The sequence below is a fragment of the Methylophilales bacterium genome (genome assembly GCA_019823025.1).
Lineage (GTDB): Bacteria > Pseudomonadota > Gammaproteobacteria > Burkholderiales > Methylophilaceae > BACL14.
In genome coordinates, this window is sequence record CP081940.1 from 898216 (window position 1) to 916976 (window position 18761).

Annotated in this window: 16 protein-coding genes and 1 riboswitch; of the genes, 5 read left to right on the forward strand and 11 right to left on the reverse strand. The window is 34.6% G+C overall.

The window, feature by feature from the left end; genetic code table 11:
• Positions 1-17: 17 nt before the first annotated feature.
• The 6 genes from K6112_04810 to K6112_04835 are packed head-to-tail and all read right to left on the reverse strand — an operon-like array spanning position 18 to position 6952.
• Positions 18-1775 carry a PQQ-binding-like beta-propeller repeat protein gene (locus K6112_04810; protein ID QZP17348.1) on the reverse strand — a complete coding sequence of 586 codons (1758 nt, stop codon included), beginning with the start codon at positions 1773-1775 and terminating at the stop codon, positions 18-20.
• Complete coding sequence (locus K6112_04815; protein ID QZP17349.1) at positions 1776-2606, reverse strand: radical SAM protein; 831 nt, start codon at positions 2604-2606, stop codon at positions 1776-1778.
• Positions 2607-2633: 27 nt separating this feature from the next.
• The gene (locus K6112_04820) at positions 2634-4370 is read right to left on the reverse strand and encodes a sugar phosphorylase (GenBank protein ID QZP17350.1); all 1737 of its coding nucleotides are present in this window, start codon (positions 4368-4370) and stop codon (positions 2634-2636) included.
• 4 nt (positions 4371-4374) lie between these two features.
• On the reverse strand, positions 4375-5598 hold the full coding sequence (locus tag K6112_04825; protein QZP17351.1) for a glycosyl transferase: 1224 nt from the start codon (positions 5596-5598) through the stop codon (positions 4375-4377).
• On the reverse strand, positions 5595-6344 hold the full coding sequence (locus K6112_04830; GenBank protein ID QZP17352.1) for an HAD-IIB family hydrolase: 750 nt from the start codon (positions 6342-6344) through the stop codon (positions 5595-5597). The genes K6112_04825 and K6112_04830 overlap by 4 nt, the downstream gene beginning before the upstream one ends.
• Before the next feature lie 5 nt (positions 6345-6349).
• A complete protein-coding gene (locus K6112_04835; protein QZP17353.1) occupies positions 6350-6952 on the reverse strand; it encodes a cytochrome b in 603 nt (200 codons plus the stop codon).
• Between the two features lie 49 nt (positions 6953-7001).
• Between K6112_04835 and K6112_04840 the strand changes: the two genes are divergently transcribed.
• Positions 7002-7952, forward strand: coding sequence for a quinoprotein relay system zinc metallohydrolase 2 (locus K6112_04840; protein ID QZP17354.1), 951 nt, complete (start codon positions 7002-7004; stop codon positions 7950-7952).
• Between the two features lie 40 nt (positions 7953-7992).
• Here K6112_04840 and K6112_04845 read toward each other — a convergent pair whose 3' ends face one another.
• The 4 genes from K6112_04845 to thiC are packed head-to-tail and all read right to left on the reverse strand — an operon-like array spanning position 7993 to position 12205.
• On the reverse strand, positions 7993-8403 hold the full coding sequence (locus tag K6112_04845) for a DoxX family protein (GenBank protein ID QZP17355.1): 411 nt from the start codon (positions 8401-8403) through the stop codon (positions 7993-7995).
• 57 nt (positions 8404-8460) lie between these two features.
• Positions 8461-9504 carry an A/G-specific adenine glycosylase gene (mutY, locus tag K6112_04850; protein QZP17356.1) on the reverse strand — a complete coding sequence of 348 codons (1044 nt, stop codon included), beginning with the start codon at positions 9502-9504 and terminating at the stop codon, positions 8461-8463.
• Between the two features lie 12 nt (positions 9505-9516).
• Positions 9517-10314 carry an undecaprenyl-diphosphate phosphatase gene (locus K6112_04855; GenBank protein ID QZP17357.1) on the reverse strand — a complete coding sequence of 266 codons (798 nt, stop codon included), beginning with the start codon at positions 10312-10314 and terminating at the stop codon, positions 9517-9519.
• 22 nt (positions 10315-10336) lie between these two features.
• A complete protein-coding gene (gene thiC, locus K6112_04860; protein QZP18491.1) occupies positions 10337-12205 on the reverse strand; it encodes a phosphomethylpyrimidine synthase ThiC in 1869 nt (622 codons plus the stop codon).
• 62 nt (positions 12206-12267) lie between these two features.
• A riboswitch (TPP riboswitch) is annotated at positions 12268-12363 on the reverse strand.
• 133 nt (positions 12364-12496) lie between these two features.
• Between thiC and K6112_04865 the strand changes: the two genes are divergently transcribed.
• The 3 genes from K6112_04865 to K6112_04875 are packed head-to-tail and all read left to right on the forward strand — an operon-like array spanning position 12497 to position 15113.
• A complete protein-coding gene (locus K6112_04865; protein QZP17358.1) occupies positions 12497-13156 on the forward strand; it encodes a protein-L-isoaspartate O-methyltransferase in 660 nt (219 codons plus the stop codon).
• Between the two features lie 26 nt (positions 13157-13182).
• On the forward strand, positions 13183-14559 hold the full coding sequence (locus tag K6112_04870; protein ID QZP17359.1) for a TolC family outer membrane protein: 1377 nt from the start codon (positions 13183-13185) through the stop codon (positions 14557-14559).
• Positions 14559-15113, forward strand: coding sequence for an isochorismatase family protein (locus K6112_04875; protein QZP17360.1), 555 nt, complete (start codon positions 14559-14561; stop codon positions 15111-15113). Before K6112_04870 ends, K6112_04875 begins: the two co-directional genes overlap by 1 nt.
• Here K6112_04875 and K6112_04880 read toward each other — a convergent pair.
• Positions 15097-16359, reverse strand: a complete 1263-nt coding sequence (locus K6112_04880; protein QZP17361.1) for a 3-deoxy-D-manno-octulosonic acid transferase — start codon at positions 16357-16359, stop codon at positions 15097-15099. The genes K6112_04875 and K6112_04880 overlap by 17 nt on opposite strands.
• Positions 16360-16595: 236 nt before the next feature.
• On the opposite strand from K6112_04880, the gene K6112_04885 reads away from it, so the two are divergent.
• Entirely contained in the window at positions 16596-18752 is a 2157-nt protein-coding gene (locus K6112_04885; protein ID QZP17362.1) for an adenosylcobalamin-dependent ribonucleoside-diphosphate reductase, read from the forward strand.
• Positions 18753-18761: the final 9 nt, after the last annotated feature.

The following is an 18761-nucleotide window of genomic DNA, read 5'->3' on the forward strand; positions in this document are numbered from 1 at the left end:
TATTTTCTTCAATGAATTCATTCAGCTTTTGGAAGTTTATAAACACTTATATAATCACCCTGAGAAAAGCCCATAATTTTATTACCACCGGCGACGACAGCGATATACTGTTCCCCATCTATGAGGTAGGTGATGGGAGGTGCATTAACGCCAGCATCAGTATAAGTTTGCCAAAGTAATGCCCCTGAAGTCGCATCGATGGCATTAAAATTTCCATTGCCCTCTCCCAGGAATACTAAACCCCCTTTGGTAGATAACGTTCCTCCAACAAGTGGCTGTGGTGTTTTATATTGCCATTGTATTTTACCTGTCGATAAATTGATTGCTGAAAGCAGACCCCACTGCGGGTCATTTGTGGGCTCTGAACTGGTATATTCAGTGATTCCGTTTTCAGTATTTTTTTCATGAAGTGTATATTTGATTGGAGCATGAATGCCTGAGACAAAGGCAAGATTTAAATCTGAATTAATGCTGATAGGAGACCAATTAGAACCTCCTAAGATACCAGGGTAAATAATAGTCCCCTCCTTTGATGCTCCAGCAAAGAGATTACTCTGGGGTACAAATGCTTCTGATTTTAATATGAGCGCTCCCGTGTCTCTATTTATAATATATAACCATCCAGTTTTACTTGCCTGGGCGACAGCAGGAATGACTTGACCATCATGATATGCATAAAAAAGTACAGGTGGGCTAGCAACATCATACCCCCAAATGTCGTGAGGAACTTGTTGGTAGTACCATTTCAATTTCCCCGTTTCAGCATCAAGTGCGACAATGGATACAGTATATAAATTATCACCCGGCCGAGTTTCTCCACTCATTTGAGGAGAAGGATTCCCTGTACCAAAGAAAAGGGTATTTGTTTCCTTGTCTATTGCAGGAGTTGTCCATGCAGAACCTCCTCCAAATTCTGCCGCATTGGGATATTTGTCTAAGGTAGCCTTTTCATGATAAATATCTCTGTTTAAAGTGACCCCATCTTCAATAAAGTTATTAAAATTCCCTTCCCATCCAGTCTCTAAAATAGTATTAAATTGCCATATTTGCTGACCAGAATGTATATCGTATGCAGCTAAAAAGCCTGACCGACCGAATTTCCCTGATACACCAACCACCGCACCTAATGGTGTATTAGCTCCCTCTTCCTCTACATGAAGTCCATATCCTACGCCGGTGATTCCAATAATCACTTTGCCGTTATAGACTACCGGCGCCATAGAAATACCTACGCCAGTCCCACCACTTATTTGTTTATCAGAATTGGCATCAGATTCATCCAGGTCGCTTATAGATTCAGACTCAACATTGTTTTTGACAACATTGATATCCCATATTTTTTCACCTGTTTTAATATTTAGGGAAATAAGTCGAGCATCTACCGTGCCAAAGAATAATTGTTTACCTTGAAGTGCAACTCCCCTGTTTGATGGACCACAACAAAGTTTCCAGTTAGGGTTAAGATCATGCTCATAACGCCAAATTTCATTTCCAGTTTTGGCATCCAAAGCAAGTACATTATTGAAAGGGAGTGAAACATACATAATACCTTTATGTACAATTGGAGTAGCTTGAAATGTTGCTTTAACCCCTGTTTGAAACTGCCAAGCTAAGCCAAGTTTTTCAACATTTGTTTTATTGATTTGGGTAATTTTAGAAAAACGTTGATTAGTTAGATCTTCTCCATATGAATTCCATTCTTGGTCTGGCTGACCACAACTAGTAAGAAAAAATAGTAAAAAGAAAACTAAAAGAATTAGAGTAATAAACTTCATTTAGCTAAATGTAAAAATTGGTATGGAAAGTTCATTCATTTTTTCAGCAATCCGAATCATTTCTTGATCATTGAGCCTCCCAAGATTATAAAGCGTTTTCTGTTCGGTGGGTCTAGCAAGACTATATAAATGAATGCTAGTTATTTTTTTTTCATAGGGTTTTAGAAAGTTCACATAGTCAGAAACTTCACTTTCTTTTGGAAGTTGCCCATTTATTTTGGTTAGACAAGTTTGAATGACTGTTGAGGATATGGATAGAGCTGATTCAAGATTTTTTTTGATTTGGTTATGGGTTAAATTAACTTGATTCAATTGTTTAATAGTCTCAGTATTTACAGAGTCAATTTTAAACCATATTTCTTTTGCCAGCGGCATTTCTTGCCATGCATCCTGAATCTCTCTCTCGGACAAATAGCTACCGTTGGTGATTAGTCTAATTTTAACGTCTTTAGGAAATTGACTGTCAGCGAACTCTTTCTCAATAATTCCCAGAACACTTTTAAATTCTTTACAAGCAGTTGGCTCACCATTTCCAGATAGAGCAATATCTTTAAACTTAGTACCGGGGTTAGTATGTTTATCTATAAAATCTCCTTTAACTATATTGTTGAGCCAATCTTTTAATTCATTTCGGAGACGATTTAGATCTATAGATTCAGGTTTACCTCGTTTTAAATTAGGGATCTCACAATAGATACACTGCCAATTACATTTATTATTTGTATTTAAATTTATACCAAGAGACAACCCTCCAGCTCTCCTTGAAACTACTGGATATACATAGCGACTATTAAAAGTATCGCGGTTATGGTTTGTGACAATGAGTTTCATAATAAAAAGTTTACCTATTATGATACGTTATTTATTAGAGAGCCATATTGATTTATAGGGTTTTAATTTTATTTCTTGGTATAAATTTTTGAGTGATTTGCCCGAGATAAGGTCACTCCAGCGGTCAGTCTCAATCATATTTAGTAAGGACGGATTAAAAGTTACAGTTTTGTTAGAAACATTATGAATACTAAATATACTTTGTTCGCGATCTAAGCTCTGCCGCCATAGACCAAATATTGATTCATTTATTTCTAAGGTAAACTGTGTCGCATTGGGATGAAATGCCTTCTGTTTTTTTCTAACCTCAATAAGTCGTAATAATTCAAAAAAAATTTTCTTGTGATGGGTCCTTGAACCCAATTTTTTCTCAATATCTTCTAATGACCACTGATGGCGATTAATTGAACGATTTTGTGATGAATGGAGTAATTTTTTATAATCATTTTTAGTTGCCAGTAGACTGTGTATATAGAATGCAGGTATTCCCTCCATTGCAAGCATAATGGTGTGTGCACAAATAAACCTTTGGTTTTGCATGCGATCCAGTCCATCTTTAATATGATATTTAAAAGCATCAAATAAGCTAATATTAATTTCATAGGGTTCACTTATATGCCCTGTGGTTCGATAGGAAATTTTACCGTTAGCTTTTTTAGCGCTTGAAATTAATGCAGCAATTTCAGACTTTTCAAGAATATTTTCTACTGACCTAAGGCCTATCCCATCATGACTCGCAATAAAGTTAAAGTAAGTAGTTCCAAACATTGCGGGAGGCATTCTCATAAGCCATTGTTTCAATTTATGACTACTATTATTTAATAAACTATGCATTATGAGTGGAGGGAGAGCAAAGTTATAAACCAGATGTGCTTCATTACGATTTCCAAAATAAGAGAGATTTTCACGGTTAGGAATATTTGTCTCAGTAATTAAATAGGCTTTATCCGAATAATGATCAATTAATGTTCGAACTAGTCTCACAAACTCATGTGTTTCAGTTAGGTTTATACAGTTTGTATTTAGATCTTTCCAAAGAAACGCGATTGCATCTAGACGTAATATTTGAGACCCTTTATCAAGATAATTTTTGACAATTTTTAGCATTTCTATCATAACCTCAGGATTTTGATAGTTTAGGTCTGGTTGATCTGGGCCAAAAGTACACCATACATATTTTTTACCACTGGCTGTATTGATCTCTTGTAATAAATCAGAGGTTCGTGGTCTGATAACTTTTTTGGTGTTTGTTTTTTTTGGTAAATCTAAAAAGAAATCTACTCCTGGCTTATGATTATTTTTGAATTGTTCAAACCATTGACTTCTTGATGAGCAATGATTAATGACGACATCTGTCATTAGCTTATAATTTTTTGCAATTTCCTCAATATCACTCCAAGTACCAAAACCTTCATTAACTTTTGTAAAATCAATAACTGCAAATCCATCGTCTGAGCTGTATGGAAAGTAAGGTAATATATGGACAGAATTTATTGTTTTTTTTATGTACTTAGAAAGGAAATTTCTTAAGTTTTTAAGAGGAGCTTTTTTTTGATTAATGAACGTATTTGCATAAGTGATTAAAATAATATCCTCTTGCCCCCACTTCGTATTCGAGAGGTTTGGTTGAATAGGATTTTTTTTTTCAAAAAAAATATTAAAAATTGTTTGACTTAATTTATGGTTTTTTTTATTTTTATAAATTTGGTTAAGATGGTATTTGATTTTTAACTTTAGTTGCTGTCTAGTTTTCTCTTGTTGCATAAAGCTATCCTGAGTATTCTTTTATATCGTCATTTACAGCTTGGATAATTTCTTGTTTTATCTCTGGTAAGGCACTTGTCACTCTTGTCCAACTAGGAATAAATGGTGTTTCCATAGGATTATCTAAAAAGTGTTGGCCGGCGTTAAGTATATTTTCTGCGAAGAGTTCAACAGCTTTCTCTTCTGCGTGAATATCAAAATTTAATCCATTGATTGTGGCATCATTGTGATAGGTCTCGACAAAATCTAGTGCTATTCTGAAGTATGTTGCTTTCAGAGAGCGAAATGTTTCGTTATTAAAAACCAAGCCATTTGTAGCCAACTTCCTAAAAATTGATTTACTGATATCAATCGACATTTTGGAGAGGCCTTTAGTAGAATCTTTTACGCTTAAATCCTGATGTTTGTGATCATATTTATCAGCTATATCAACCTGACATAATCGGTTGTTTGCATAGTTACGATTCATTTCAGATAAGATTCCAACTTCTAAGCCCCAATCGCTTGGAATTCGGAGGTCATTTAATACCTCAGTTCTTAAAGAAAATTCACCCGACAATGCATAACGAAAGCTATTGAGGTATTCAAGATAGTTGTTTGCAGGAAAAATTCTCATCAATGCACGAATTAAAGGAGTAACAAGAAGGCGACATACACGTCCATTGATTCTATCCTCAGATACTCTGGCATAGTAGCCTTTGCAAAATTGATAATTAAAACTCGGATTTGCAACAGGATAAATAAGTTTTGCTAGCAAATCTTTTTTATAGGTAAGGATGTCACAGTCATGTAGCGCTATGGCTTCAAGCTTTTCTTCAGCTAAAACATAGCCAAAGCAATACCATACGTTTCTACCTTTTCCTAGCTCTGTCGGCGCAAGTTTTTTATCAATTAACTTTTGGTGAATTTTTTTTAGCCTGGGACCGTCATTCCATAAGACGATTACATCCTGAGGGAGCGAAGAAAAAAAACTTAATGCATCACGATATTCGTATTTTGATGCTTGATCCAACCCTACAATGATCTTATCAATGAAGTGGACATGTTTTAGTTCTTCAACGATGTTCTTTAGAGCTGGCTTGAGTAGCTCTGAATAAAGCGATGGTAAAACCAAACCCAAAGGCCTACTTTTTGAAAATTCTATCAATTCCTTTTCTAAATTCTCTGGATGTTGTGATCTTAGATTATGAAGATTCGTCACAATTCCATTTTGGTAAAAATCACTCATAGTTCACTCACTAAATTAATTAATGCATTATTCCATCCTAATGGCCCAATTTCCTTTGTTCGAATAATATTTGGGTGATCGATTTGCGGGAAATTTTTATAAGGATGTTTCACCAAAATAGCATAATCAGCTATTTTTAACATCTTAATATCATTCTCACTATCACCCAATGCTATTGTAGTGACTGGAACTCTAAATTCGTTTTCATAAGCCTTTTTGATCCATAATAGTGCATCTGCTTTAGTATATTGCCCTGAAATGGTTAAAAATCGGCCCCCTTGTGCTGCAACTAAAGACTTTTTTTCAATTAACGTTATGAAATTTTTTAATTTTTTATACTCGTCGTTCCATAAAATAGGTTCAGAGTGCTCTCTTTTCATTGCATTTTCTGCATGTTTCTCAGTAAGCCCAGTATATTTTTTTAGTTGATTAGGTGAAAAGTCAGAGAATAACTCAAACGAAAATTTTTTTCTTAGAGATTCAAGAAAGCTCTTAATATCTTTGTGCGCAACTCCAAAGGCAATTTTTTTTCTAAAAAAAATACCAGACCCATTTTCGTAAATAAAGGGATAATGATTGCCCATAGATTTTTTGATAGCAATCATCTCCTGATAAGTTTTACTACTTGCAAGTATCAGTGGAATTCCTTTTTTTTCAAGTAACTTTAGAGCGGGTATTGCTGGATTAAAGGAATAATTTTCATGATCTAGAAGGGTTGCATCTAGATCACTATAGACCAATAACATGATAATTAGTTTTTATTGAACCACATCCTTCTCAATGTACCGTCTTTATCAATAAGAGAGTGTTTTATTGCACCGAGAATATGGAATATTAGAAGAAATAAAAGAAGCAAACCAAAAATTTCATGGAATTCATAAAATAATTCCCTGATTGCTTTGTCATCAAAACCAGGAATTACTTTAATACCAAACCATTTGATTCCATATTTACTGCCAGCTGACATAATGATTCCTGATAGAGGGATGAGAAACATAAGCAGATAAAGTGAGTGATGCGTGGCTTTGGCTAAGCGCTTTTCCCAAAGTTTCATCGAACTAAGAAAAGCAGGCGGGCGATGGGTAAACCTCCAGTACATCCTTAAAACAATAAGCATAAGTAAACTCAGGCCCACTGACTTATGAAGATTAAAGTAAAAGGATCTTTGTGATTGTTCCTCTTCTACTTCCCATGTTATGAGGCCCAAATTAAATATATCAAAACTAGTAGTCTTAGGCGTTTCTTTAGGTAGTTCAGTCATAAACCAACCAAGAACAAACATAAATAAAATGGCAATGCCAATCAACCAATGAAGGGCAATGGCTACGTTTGTGTATTTGATATTATTATTCATCTGGCAAGTAAACTAGTTAAATTTTATAAACAGATTATAATAAATTTACATGATTAGATATAGAAAAAACTTTTTTTTGAAACATTCTTTGGTGTTAATTTTCTTACTCATTTTTAGTAAGTTTATTTATGCTTCAAGTCCTTCAATTGAATTTGAAGAAGTTGCTCCAGGCATTTTTGTTCATCAAGGTGAGCACTTGGACGTAGACGAAACATACCATGGAGACATTGCAAACATTGGCTTTATTGTTGGAGAAGAATCAATTGCCGTCATTGATTCGGGAGGTTCTCTTAAAATTGGTAACGAACTTAAAACGGCAATTAGAAAATTTTCTAAATTACCCGTTCGATATGTAATCAACACCCATGTTCATCTTGATCATATTTATGGGAACGCTTCCTTTGTTGGAGAAAATGTAGATTTTATAGGTCATGTTGAATTACCCAAAGCCATGGCACTTAGAAAAGAGTTTTATGAGCGTATCAATCTCGAATACCTTGATGTTCCCAATGATCAATCTATCCAAATTGCACCTAATATATTAATTAAACCGAATGAAAGTAAAATTTTTGACTTGGGCAATAGAAAAATAAAAGTCACGGCCTACTCGATCGCCCATACAAAAACCGATGTTACCGTCGAAGATTTAAGAACTAAGACACTTTGGGCAGGAGATTTATTATTCACAGAAAGAACCCCAGTCATTGATGGTGATATTCACGGGTTCATAGACGTTATCGACAAAATTTTAATGTTGGATATTGATCAAGTCATCCCTGGTCATGGGACTCCTACAAAAAAATGGAAAGAAGCTTTTTTAAAAGAACAAAATTATTTTAAATTATTAAGAGACGAAGTTAGGTTGGCGATTGATAATGATCAGGACCTTCAATTAACAATTGATACAGCAGGCCAATCGGAGTCAGAAAAATGGGAGTTATTTGATATCCAAAACGGTAGAAATATAAATAAAATATTTCCTACGATGGAGTGGGAGTAACTCCAGACATAAGCATGACGTATCTATGTCTGGAATCTAATTATTTGCCTTTCTTACAACCATCAATACTGTAGCCAGTCTCTGGGTTTAACGCTAAGTGCAGAAGACCGCCACAAATTGCAAGATATTGAAGTGACATTAATAATAGCGGTTGCCCTCCTAAAGCGTTCATAAAGTAAATTATTGCCCATACAAATGAATAAACTGAAAGAACATAAGAAGTAATTTTGATTTTGTAACCAATAATTAGAGTAAATCCTGCAATGAGCTGAACAAGTATACTGATAGGCGCAAAAATTCCTGGTATGCCTCTGGCACCTAATAAATCTTGATATAAAGCATAACCGTTAGGGGTGTTGTAGATATTGTTGATGATAAAAAGAACAGATACAAAAAATATGAGTGCCATTAACACTCGAGAGATAACACCTAATAATTTACACACAGTCATTTTTCCTTAATAGTAATTAAAATGAATAATGCCTTTTTATGGAAAACTCTGCAAGTTTTAAACACTCTCGAAAGAGTTTAGAATTTTTTTAATAGGGCTAGGCAAAGCAGCATTTTTTAAATTATTTCTCTCAATCCATTTGTAATTATCAATTCTAGGGAGCCCAAGCTTATCCAACAATATATATTGAAAATGAATATTTAGTTTATAGTGCGTAAATGCAGTCTTGTGTTTACCTAATTTTAAAATTTTAAAATTACCTTCACCTAGATTTTCTTTTATCCAATTTTCAGAATTCTCAAAATTTTCTAATTCAGGCATGGACCAAAGGCCTGCCCAAATTCCCTTTGATGGTTTTTTTTTGAATAAATAGGAATCATCAGAATTAATTACTAATAAATAAATCTCTTTTGTCGGTAAGGTTTTTTTTGGTTTAGAAATAGGAATGTCTTTTGTTAAATTTTTCTTAAAACTAATACACTCTCTTTGTAAGGGGCAATTATTACACAGCGGCTGACTTCTTTTACAGACAGTTGCGCCTAAATCCATCAGTGCTTGGGTGTAGGTTTGAATATATTTATTGGTTTTCGGTAAATTGTCAGAAGCTATTTCCCATAATTTTTTTTCTACTGAAAGTTTTCCAGCCCATTCCATAATTCCGAAGTGTCTTGTAAATACGCGTTTAACATTTCCATCTAAAATGGGCTTCTTTTCTTTAAAGGCGAATGCAGAAATTGCTCCCGCTGTTGAGCGACCAATCCCTGGTAAAGTTAAAAGTGTATCGAATGATGATGGGAATTTACCATCATAATTTTTTGAAATTTCTATAGCTGTTTTGTGTAAGTTCCTTGCTCGAGCGTAATAACCGAGTCCACTCCACAATTCAAGAACCCTTTCTTCTTCTGCATTAGCAAGGGCATCTATATTCGGAAAACGCTTAATAAATTTTTCAAAATAAGTTAAAACAGTACTAACTTGCGTCTGTTGAAGCATAATCTCTGACAACCAAATAAGATAAGGATTATCTGTATTTTGCCATGGCAAGTTATGTCGCCCTGATCTCTTATGCCATTGAATTAGTTGGTCTGAAATAAAACCCATAATCAATTTTTACTAGAAAAAATAAATAACAGCAATTATTCCAATAAGAATCCTATACCAACCAAATATGACAAAGTCATGGTTGGCTACATACTTGATAAAAACTTTTATAATTAATAAAGCACTCACAAATGCGGTGATAAAGCCAATTGAGAAGATGGGTACATGATGCATGTTGAGTAAAGAAAAGTTGGTTGCTAAATCAAATAACGAAGCGGCAAATATAATGGGGATAGCTAAGAAAAACGAAAATTCAGTGGCCGTTTTTCGATCCAGCCCCGATATTAAACCACCCATGATAGTAGACGCAGACCTTGAAACCCCTGGAATTAAAGCAAAACATTGGGCCAAGCCTACGACTAAAGCTTGCTTTTTTGTAATCTGATCAACATTTGTTTTTGTTTTAATGGTTAATTTTTTTTCAATTAAAATCATTATAAAACCACCAATTATCAGACTGATACCGACGATTATTGGGTTAAAGAGATAAAACTTAATCATTTTATGAAATAAAAGTCCCATTATCGCAGCTGGAAGGAAGGCAATGAATAGATGGAGAATAAAGTTTTGGGCGACTTTTTCATGCAAAGCCCCTTTAAAGGTCAATATTAATTTGTTTTTGTATTGAACGATAACGGCGAGGATGGCGCCGAGCTGTATAAAAATTTCAAAAACTTTACTTGAGTCGTCGTTAAATTGTAAAAGCTCAGCTGCTAAAATCAAATGGCCAGTAGAGCTGACGGGTATAAACTCAGTGATTCCTTCAACAATCCCGAGAATAAAGGCTACCCATAAAAGATATAAATCCATTAATATTCCTTAAAATGCCTCGTTAAATTTTTTGGTAAACTTCAGCACCTTTTTTTACAAATTCAATAGATTTTTCTTCCATGCCTTTTTCTAGAGCCTCTTTATCAGATATCCCTTTTTTGGTTGCATAGTCTCTCACATCTTGGGATATTTTCATTGAACAGAAGTGGGGCCCACACATTGAACAGAAGTGGGCTTGTTTAGCACCCTCTTGCGGAAGTGTTTCATCATGAAATTCTTTTGCTTTTTCAGGATCTAGGCCTAAATTAAACTGATCATTCCATCTGAATTCAAATCTTGCCTTCGATAGGGCATTATCACGGATTTGCGCGCCGGGGTGACCTTTTGCGAGGTCTGCCGCATGTGCTGCAATTTTATAAGTAATAATTCCCGTTCTCACGTCCTCTTTTTCAGGTAAACCTAAATGTTCTTTTGGTGTGACATAGCAAAGCATGGCACAGCCATACCAACCAATCATAGCAGCACCAATACCTGAAGTGATGTGATCATAGCCAGGTGCGATATCGGTAGTTAACGGTCCGAGTGTGTAAAAAGGGGCTTCGTCACAATGCTCTAACTGTAGATCCATATTCTCTTTAATCATATGCATAGGTACGTGACCCGGGCCTTCAATCATCACCTGGACATCATGTTTCCAAGCGATTTTAGTTAGTTCACCCAATGTTTTTAATTCAGCAAATTGTGCTTCGTCATTAGCATCGTATATTGATCCCGGCCTTAAACCATCACCCAAGCTAAAGCTAACATCATAGGTTTTCATTATTTCGCAAATTTCTTCAAAGTGGGTATATAAGAATGATTCCTTGTGATGAGCAAGACACCAGCTCGCCATAATAGAGCCTCCCCGACTCACAATTCCTGTCATTCTTTTAGCAGTCATTGGAATATAAGCTAATCTCACGCCCGCATGAATTGTAAAATAATCTACCCCTTGCTCTGCTTGTTCAATGAGGGTGTCCTTAAAAATTTCCCATGTTAAATCCTCGGCTTTACCATTTACTTTTTCCAGTGCTTGATAAATTGGAACGGTCCCTATAGGCACAGGGCTATTTCTAATGATCCACTCTCTCGTTTCATGAATATTTTTTCCAGTAGATAAATCCATTACAGTATCACCACCCCAACGGGTACCCCAAACCATCTTTTCGACTTCTTCGCTAATACTAGATCCTAGGGCTGAGTTACCAATATTGGCATTGATCTTAACTAAAAAATTTCTTCCGATAATCATCGGTTCTGTTTCTGGGTGATTAATATTTGCTGGAATGATAGCTCGCCCTTTGGCAACTTCATCTCTTACAAATTCCGCGGTTATTTTTTGAGGAATCTTGGCACCATGATTTTCACCAGGGTGTTGTGTTTGGAGGACTTCCGAAATCCCTTCACGCCTTTGGTTTTCCCTAATGGCTATAAACTCCATTTCGGGGGTAATAATTCCTTTTTTGGCATAGTGCATTTGAGATACATTTTTTCCTACCATAGCTTTCTTTGGGTTGCGCTTAAGGTTAAATCGCATATTTTCTAATGACGGATCTGTTTTTCTTTTTTTGCCAAAAGTTGATGAAGGGCCCTGAAGTTGTTCTGTATCTTTTCTATCCTCAATCCATTTATTACGTAAGGGAATTAAACCATTTTTAATATCAATTTTACTTTTGGGGTCAGTGTAAGGACCCGAGGTATCGTAAGTTAATACCGGGGCATTTTTTTCAGCACCAAATTCAGAAGGTGTATCTGAAATAGAAATTTCTCTAAAAGGCACTTGAATATCCGGCGTTGACCCTTCTATGTAAACTTTTTTTGAGTTTTCAAAAGATTCAAGAGCTGCTTTGTCAAGGCCTGCGTCTTTACTTACGAATTTATCAACATTCATTTTAATCTGTTTATCTGAAGCGTTCACTGCTGACTCCTTTATTAATTTTACATATGGTAGGGAGCAGTTTATAGATGCATTCCCTACGGCGATATTTAATTCACATCAGGTTCAAAGAGTTTTTCTCACCACTGAAAAGCGGACCCCTAGCACTAGGTATAAACTACTTGATTATCATGCTTATAGCAAGGTAAGCATGATATTTTTAATGAAAATAACCTCCGTTTTTTGACCGTCTCAGCTATAATTGATTCTAAATTATTCTAAATTTTTTTCAGAGCTTACAAATAAATGAAAACCCTTACTGATGTCAAACGTTTTAATATGATTGAGCAACAAATCAGGACATGGGATGTGTTTGATGCATCGATATTAGATTTGTATGACAAAATTAAAAGGGAAGCATATGTCCCAGAAACATATAAAAAAATTGCTTTCACAGACGTACAAATTCCACTTCAACATAAACAATATATGCTTGCCCCAAAACAAGAGGCAAGAGTTTTGCAATCTCTTAAGTTAAAACCAACAGATCATATTTTACATATTGGTACTGGGACGGGTTTTTTTGCAGCTTTGCTGGCTTCTCTTTCAAAGCATGTCGTTACGATGGATTTATTTGACAATTTCTTAGAGGAAGCAAAAAAAATTCATCAAAAAGATAATCTCTCAAATTTATCATATGTAAATAATGATGGTGTTCAAGGTAACTTAGATTTTGCACCTTATGATGTAATTGTATTTACGGGGGGCATCCTTAAAGAGCCTTTAGGGCTGAGAGAACAGCTTAAAGTAGGCGGTAAATTATTTTTTTTCGAAGGTACTAAAACGCTTATGCAGGCGAACCTTATTGAGAAAGTTGGTCAAAATGAGTATGAATCTAAGTCTATGTTTGAAGATGTTATTCCTTTTTTAATTATGAAAAGTGAAGCATCTAAGTTTATTTTTTAAATGTGGGAAAACAATATTTAAATTTTATGTCGATTCTTTATGTAAAGATCAGATTATTGGTATTTTTGTTTTGTATGAGTTTTTCTTCATTTATAAGTGCTGAAAAAACAAGTGACTTATTGTCACTATACAATGAAGCACTAAGACATGATGCCCTTTTATCTGCTGCGACTATTCAAAACCAAGCAACTCAGGAATTAATAGATCAAGGCCTATCTCTTTTATTACCAAATATATCGGCTTCAGGAAGCTATTCTGATCTAGATAATTCAAGAAAATTTAATACGCCAATTAGTAATGTACTATTGGCTGGAACGAAAGCAGATTATCAAAATTATGAATATGGTGTTGTAGTGAGGCAGCCAATTTTTAATTATGCTTCTTATAATCGCTACAAACAAAATTTAGTTCAAACGAGCTTAAGTGACAAACAGCTTCTCTGGTCCCGACAAGACTTGATTTATCGTGTTGTAAAATTATATTTTGAAACACTACAAGCATCAGATGAGATTGATTTACTTCAAGCCCAGCGTAAAGAAATACTTGCACAGCTTGCTGAGGCGGAAGCGATGTTTAAAGCAGGACTAGTTTCCATTACCGATGTTAATGAAACAAAAACAAAAGCCGCATTGATAGAGGTTGAACAATTAAACGCTGTGCAACTTTTTAAAATTAAAAAAAGAGAATTTGAAACTATTACAGGGTCACTTCCAGGAAAGCTTAATAAATTAAATCCGGTGATTACATTTACAGAGGTTGAAAATAAAGCAGAAGAATGGATCGATATTGCATTAGAAAATAATTTAGATCTTCAAATAAGAAGAGACGAAGTCAAAATCGCAGACAGAGAAATAGACATTCGAACAGGCGATAGGCTCCCAACAATCGATGCATTCGCTTCACGTTCAAGAAATTGGAATAGTGGAGGATATCCTTATGGCACAACTAAAAACCAAGGGGGCAAAGACTTTTCTGACGCGATTGGCGTTGAAATTAATATTCCCATTTATGAAGGTGGATTTAGAAGCTCAAGGATACGTGAAGGCAAGTTACTTAAACTCAAATTACAAGAAGATGAAGAATATTTAGAAAGACAAGTTAAGTTAGAGGTAAGAGAAAATTTTTTACATCTTCAAACAAATTTTGCAGAAATAGTTGCTTATGACGTAGCATTAAAAAGTGCTAAATTAACGCTTGATTCAACCAATTTGGGTTTTAAGGCAGGCTTAAGAGATAGTATTGACGTCTTGAGAGCTCAACAAGTTTATTTTGATGCTGAAAAAGATATACTTGATAACAAATATGATTACTTAATGAATTTGATTAATTTAAAATTTTCTGTGGGTATGCTTACAAAACAAGACATAATTGAAATAAATAAATATCTAATATTGGAACAGTAATGATTGCATCAAAAAATAAAAGCCAATTAGTTTTAGTAGATATGCAGGAAAAGTTAGCCTCTGTTATGCCAAAAGAAGTTATTAATAAAATTATCAAGAGGTGCGAGCTTTTATTCGCGGTAGCTCAGAAATTAGAAATTCCCTCAATTATTACTGAGCAATATCCACAAGGTTTAGGGCCAACTTTGCCATCTATTAAAGCTTTTGTTAATGAGGCGAGTTATATAGAAAAAAAAGTCTTTGCATGTACAGATGATGCTATTTTTAATCGGTATTTAATCCGCACTAAACCGCAAGTTTTTTTAATTGGTATGGAAGCGCATATTTGTATTTTACAAACAGCTCTGGGACTTATCAAAGCAGGCAAAGAAGTTTTTGTGATTGAGGATGCAGTAGTTTCAAGGAATATATTAAATAAGCAAAATGCTTTAGGAAGACTAAAAAGTGCAGGATGTATTATTACAAATGTTGAATCAGTTGTATTTGAATGGTTGGGCTCATCTGAGAATCCAATTTTTAAAGAAATTACTCCTCTAATTAAAAATATTGACTAATAATTTTTAGCGCTTTTCTGGAACTTCCCTCTGACCTTGAAATAAACTCCTTTGACTTTTGAATCATTGAATTTCGTGTTTCTAAATTACTTAATTTTGTAATAGTTTTGGGTAATTCGTGGATATGGTTTATTTGAATAGCGGCTTTTGATTTTATCGCTCCAAGAATGATGTCCTTAAAGTTAAAAATCGATGGCCCAATAATAGTGGGCTTTTTCAATTTTATCGGTTCAATTGGGTTTTGGCTTCCATAATTGAAGAAACTGCCTCCAAGAATTACGACATTTGCCAACTCGTAATACATATACATCTCATCCATAGAGTCACCTAATATAAAATTTGGTGTTGATTTGATTGAAGAGGCTTGACTTCTTTTAGCAAATTGCACGTTCTTTGATTTTAAAAGATTTTCTACTTTACTAAATCTTTCCGGGTGTCTTGGCGTCAAAATTAATGAAATATTTTTCTTATTCATCTTTAATATTTCATTAAGTATAATTTCTTCCTCACCTTTCCTTGTACTGCCGGCAACTATTACAATTTGATCATTAATCATTAAATCATTCTTCATCTTTTTTGAATTTTGCTCCGTTTCCTTAGGGGGCATTTGGTCAAATTTTAAGTTACCCATCACTTGAACTTTATGGGTAGTTAATTGCTCGAAATTTTTCTTATCAGATTCACCCTGTACGTAAATAGTTGATAGTTTATTTAACAAAGGTGTATAAAAATTTCTGAATTTTTTATACTTTTCAATAGATTCATTAGAAAGCCTTCCGTTTATGAGAAGTAGCGGAATTTTTTTGCTGTTACATTGGATAATTAAATTTGGCCAAATTTCTTTTTCAAGCAATATACCTACTGTGGGCCTATAAAATTTGAGAAATCTTCTGACTAGGTCAAAAGCATCATAAGGTAGATAGGCTCTGTGAATATTTTTATTTTTTGGAAGGGCAACTTTTTTGCCTGTTGGAGTACCATGGGTGATTAAGAAATGCGCTCTTGGATATTTTTTTTGTAATTGTTCTAAAAGCCTATAAATTGCCTTTGTTTCTCCGACCGACACACAATGAATCCATAAGGTTTTTCTTTTTAACCACTTATTTTTTTCAGATACGGGGTAAATGGCGAAACGCTCAGACCAACCTCTTAAATAATCTTTATTTTTTATTCCTCGATAAACTAATTTGATTGTAGTAAGGGGAAGAATAAGATAAACAATGATATTGTAAATAATAAGACGCATCTTTTTTATTTTCTCACATAAATTATAGATAAATAAAATTAATTTTTATGAAAGTTGTTGTTTTAAATGGTAATTTTTTAGGGCGTCATTTTTTTATTGTTCTTTTAATAAAAATTACTTGACCAGACACAATCAAGTGATATTATTTTTTATGTAAGCACAAGATGTAGTGGTTTTAAAAAAATCGATAATTTTCAATAAAAAAGCAATTTAGCACTTAAATTAGGGGGTTTGTAATGCTTAAAGCGGTATCAAATAATGAGGATCATCCTGAAGAAGGTTCGATTCCAGTCCAACCAGTATCACTTGATATATGGGATAAAAAATATCGACTTAAGTCTAAGAAAGGTGACTTTGTTGATAAGGATGTAGATGATACTTACCTTAGAGTTGCTAAAGCGCTTTCAGATGTTGAAGAAAAAGAGATTCAAGAGCAATGGAGCGAGAGATTTGTTTGGGCTTTACAAAATGGAGCAATACCAGCTGGAAGAATTACTTCAAATGCTGGCGCCTTAGAACATAAACCTGCTACGAGTACAATTAACTGTACGGTATCAGGAATAATTGAAGACAGCATGACTGATATTTTAGATAAAGTTCATGAAGCAGGCCTGACTTTAAAGGCGGGTTGTGGAATTGGTTATGAGTACTCAACATTAAGACCAAAAGGTGCGTTTGTTGCAGGTGCTGGCGCTTATACAAGTGGCCCTCTTTCATTTATGGATATTTATGACCGTATGTGTTTTACCGTTTCAAGCGCTGGGGGTAGACGCGGAGCACAAATGGCCACATTTGATATTGCTCATCCTGACGTCACTGATTTTATTAAAGCAAAAAGAGAAGATGGAAGATTAAGGCAGTTTAATTTGTCTTGTTTGATTACTAAAGATTTTATGGAAGCCGTTAAGAATGATCAAAAATGGAAGGTTGCATTTCCTGTAACGGCAAAAGAAGCCAAAGATGAAGGCTTAGATTTGGAGAATGAAGATCAAGTAGTATGGAGAAATTGGCCAGTACCTGGTAAATATTTATCTAAAACTGAAGGAAAAGATACTGGAAAGGTTGCATGTCGAGTTTATAAAGTTATTCCAGCGAAGAGGTTGTGGGACATAATTATGTCATCAACATACGATTACGCAGAACCAGGATTTATTCTAATTGATCGTGTTAATGAGATGAATAATAACTGGTTTTGTGAAAATATTAGGGCAACAAATCCTTGTGGTGAGCAGCCACTCCCTCCCTATGGAGCGTGTTTACTTGGATCTGTAAATTTAACCAAGTTTGTCAAAAAACCTTTTACAGAAGAGGCGCAGTTTGATTGGGACAAGTATAAAGAAGTTGTCAGTATATTTACAAGAATGCTTGATAATGTTGTTGAGATCAATGGGTTGCCATTAGGTAAGCAAAGAGATGAGATTGCAAGAAAAAGACGTCATGGAATGGGCTATCTTGGTCTCGGTTCAACATTGTCAATGATGGGTCTTGTTTATGGTGACGAAGAATCATTAAAATTCACAGAAGAAGTAAGTCGAATTCTAGCTGAAATTGGATGGCAGGTGGGCATAGATCTTGCTAAAGAGAAAGGGCCAGCACCAATAATGGATGAAGAGTTTGAGGTCACAGCATCAATGCTTTTAATGAGGCCTGAAATGAAAAAAGATGGAATTAAAGTTGGTGATAAATTAACAGGGAAAGTTTTACTCGGAAAATATAGCAGGTATATGCAGCAGTTTCCATCTTCTATTCAAGCTCAAATAGCAAAGAACGGTTGTCGATTTACTCACCATAGTTCTATTGCACCAACAGGAACTATTTCACTGTCATTAGCAAATAATGCTAGTAATGGAATTGAACCCTCGTTTGCACATCACTATAGTCGTAATGTGATCAGGGAAGGTAAAAAATCAAAAGAAAAAGTCGATGTTTTTTCGTATGAACTTCTTGCTTATAGAGCATTGGTGAATCCTAAGGCGATGCCGTTTTCAGAAAATGCTGATGAGAAATTACCAGATTACTTTATTGATTCGTCAACAATCAAGGCAAAAGCTCATGTAGACATTCAAGCTGCAGCCCAAAAATGGATTGATAGTTCGATATCCAAAACAATTAACGTCCCTACAGATTACGATTATGAAGATTTTAAGGAAATATATTTGTATGCGTATGAAAAAGGATTAAAAGGTTGTACAACCTTTAGATTTAACCCAGAAGCATTTCAAGGTGTATTGGTAACTGAAAAAGATTTAGAAAATACTAGTTATAAATTTACTCTTGATGATGGACAAGAAGTTGAGGTAAAGGGAAATGAAGAAATTGAGTATGATGGAGAGGTTCATTCCGCAGCCAATTTGTATGACGCCTTAAAAGAAGGTTATTACGGAAAATTTTAGGAGTTAGTA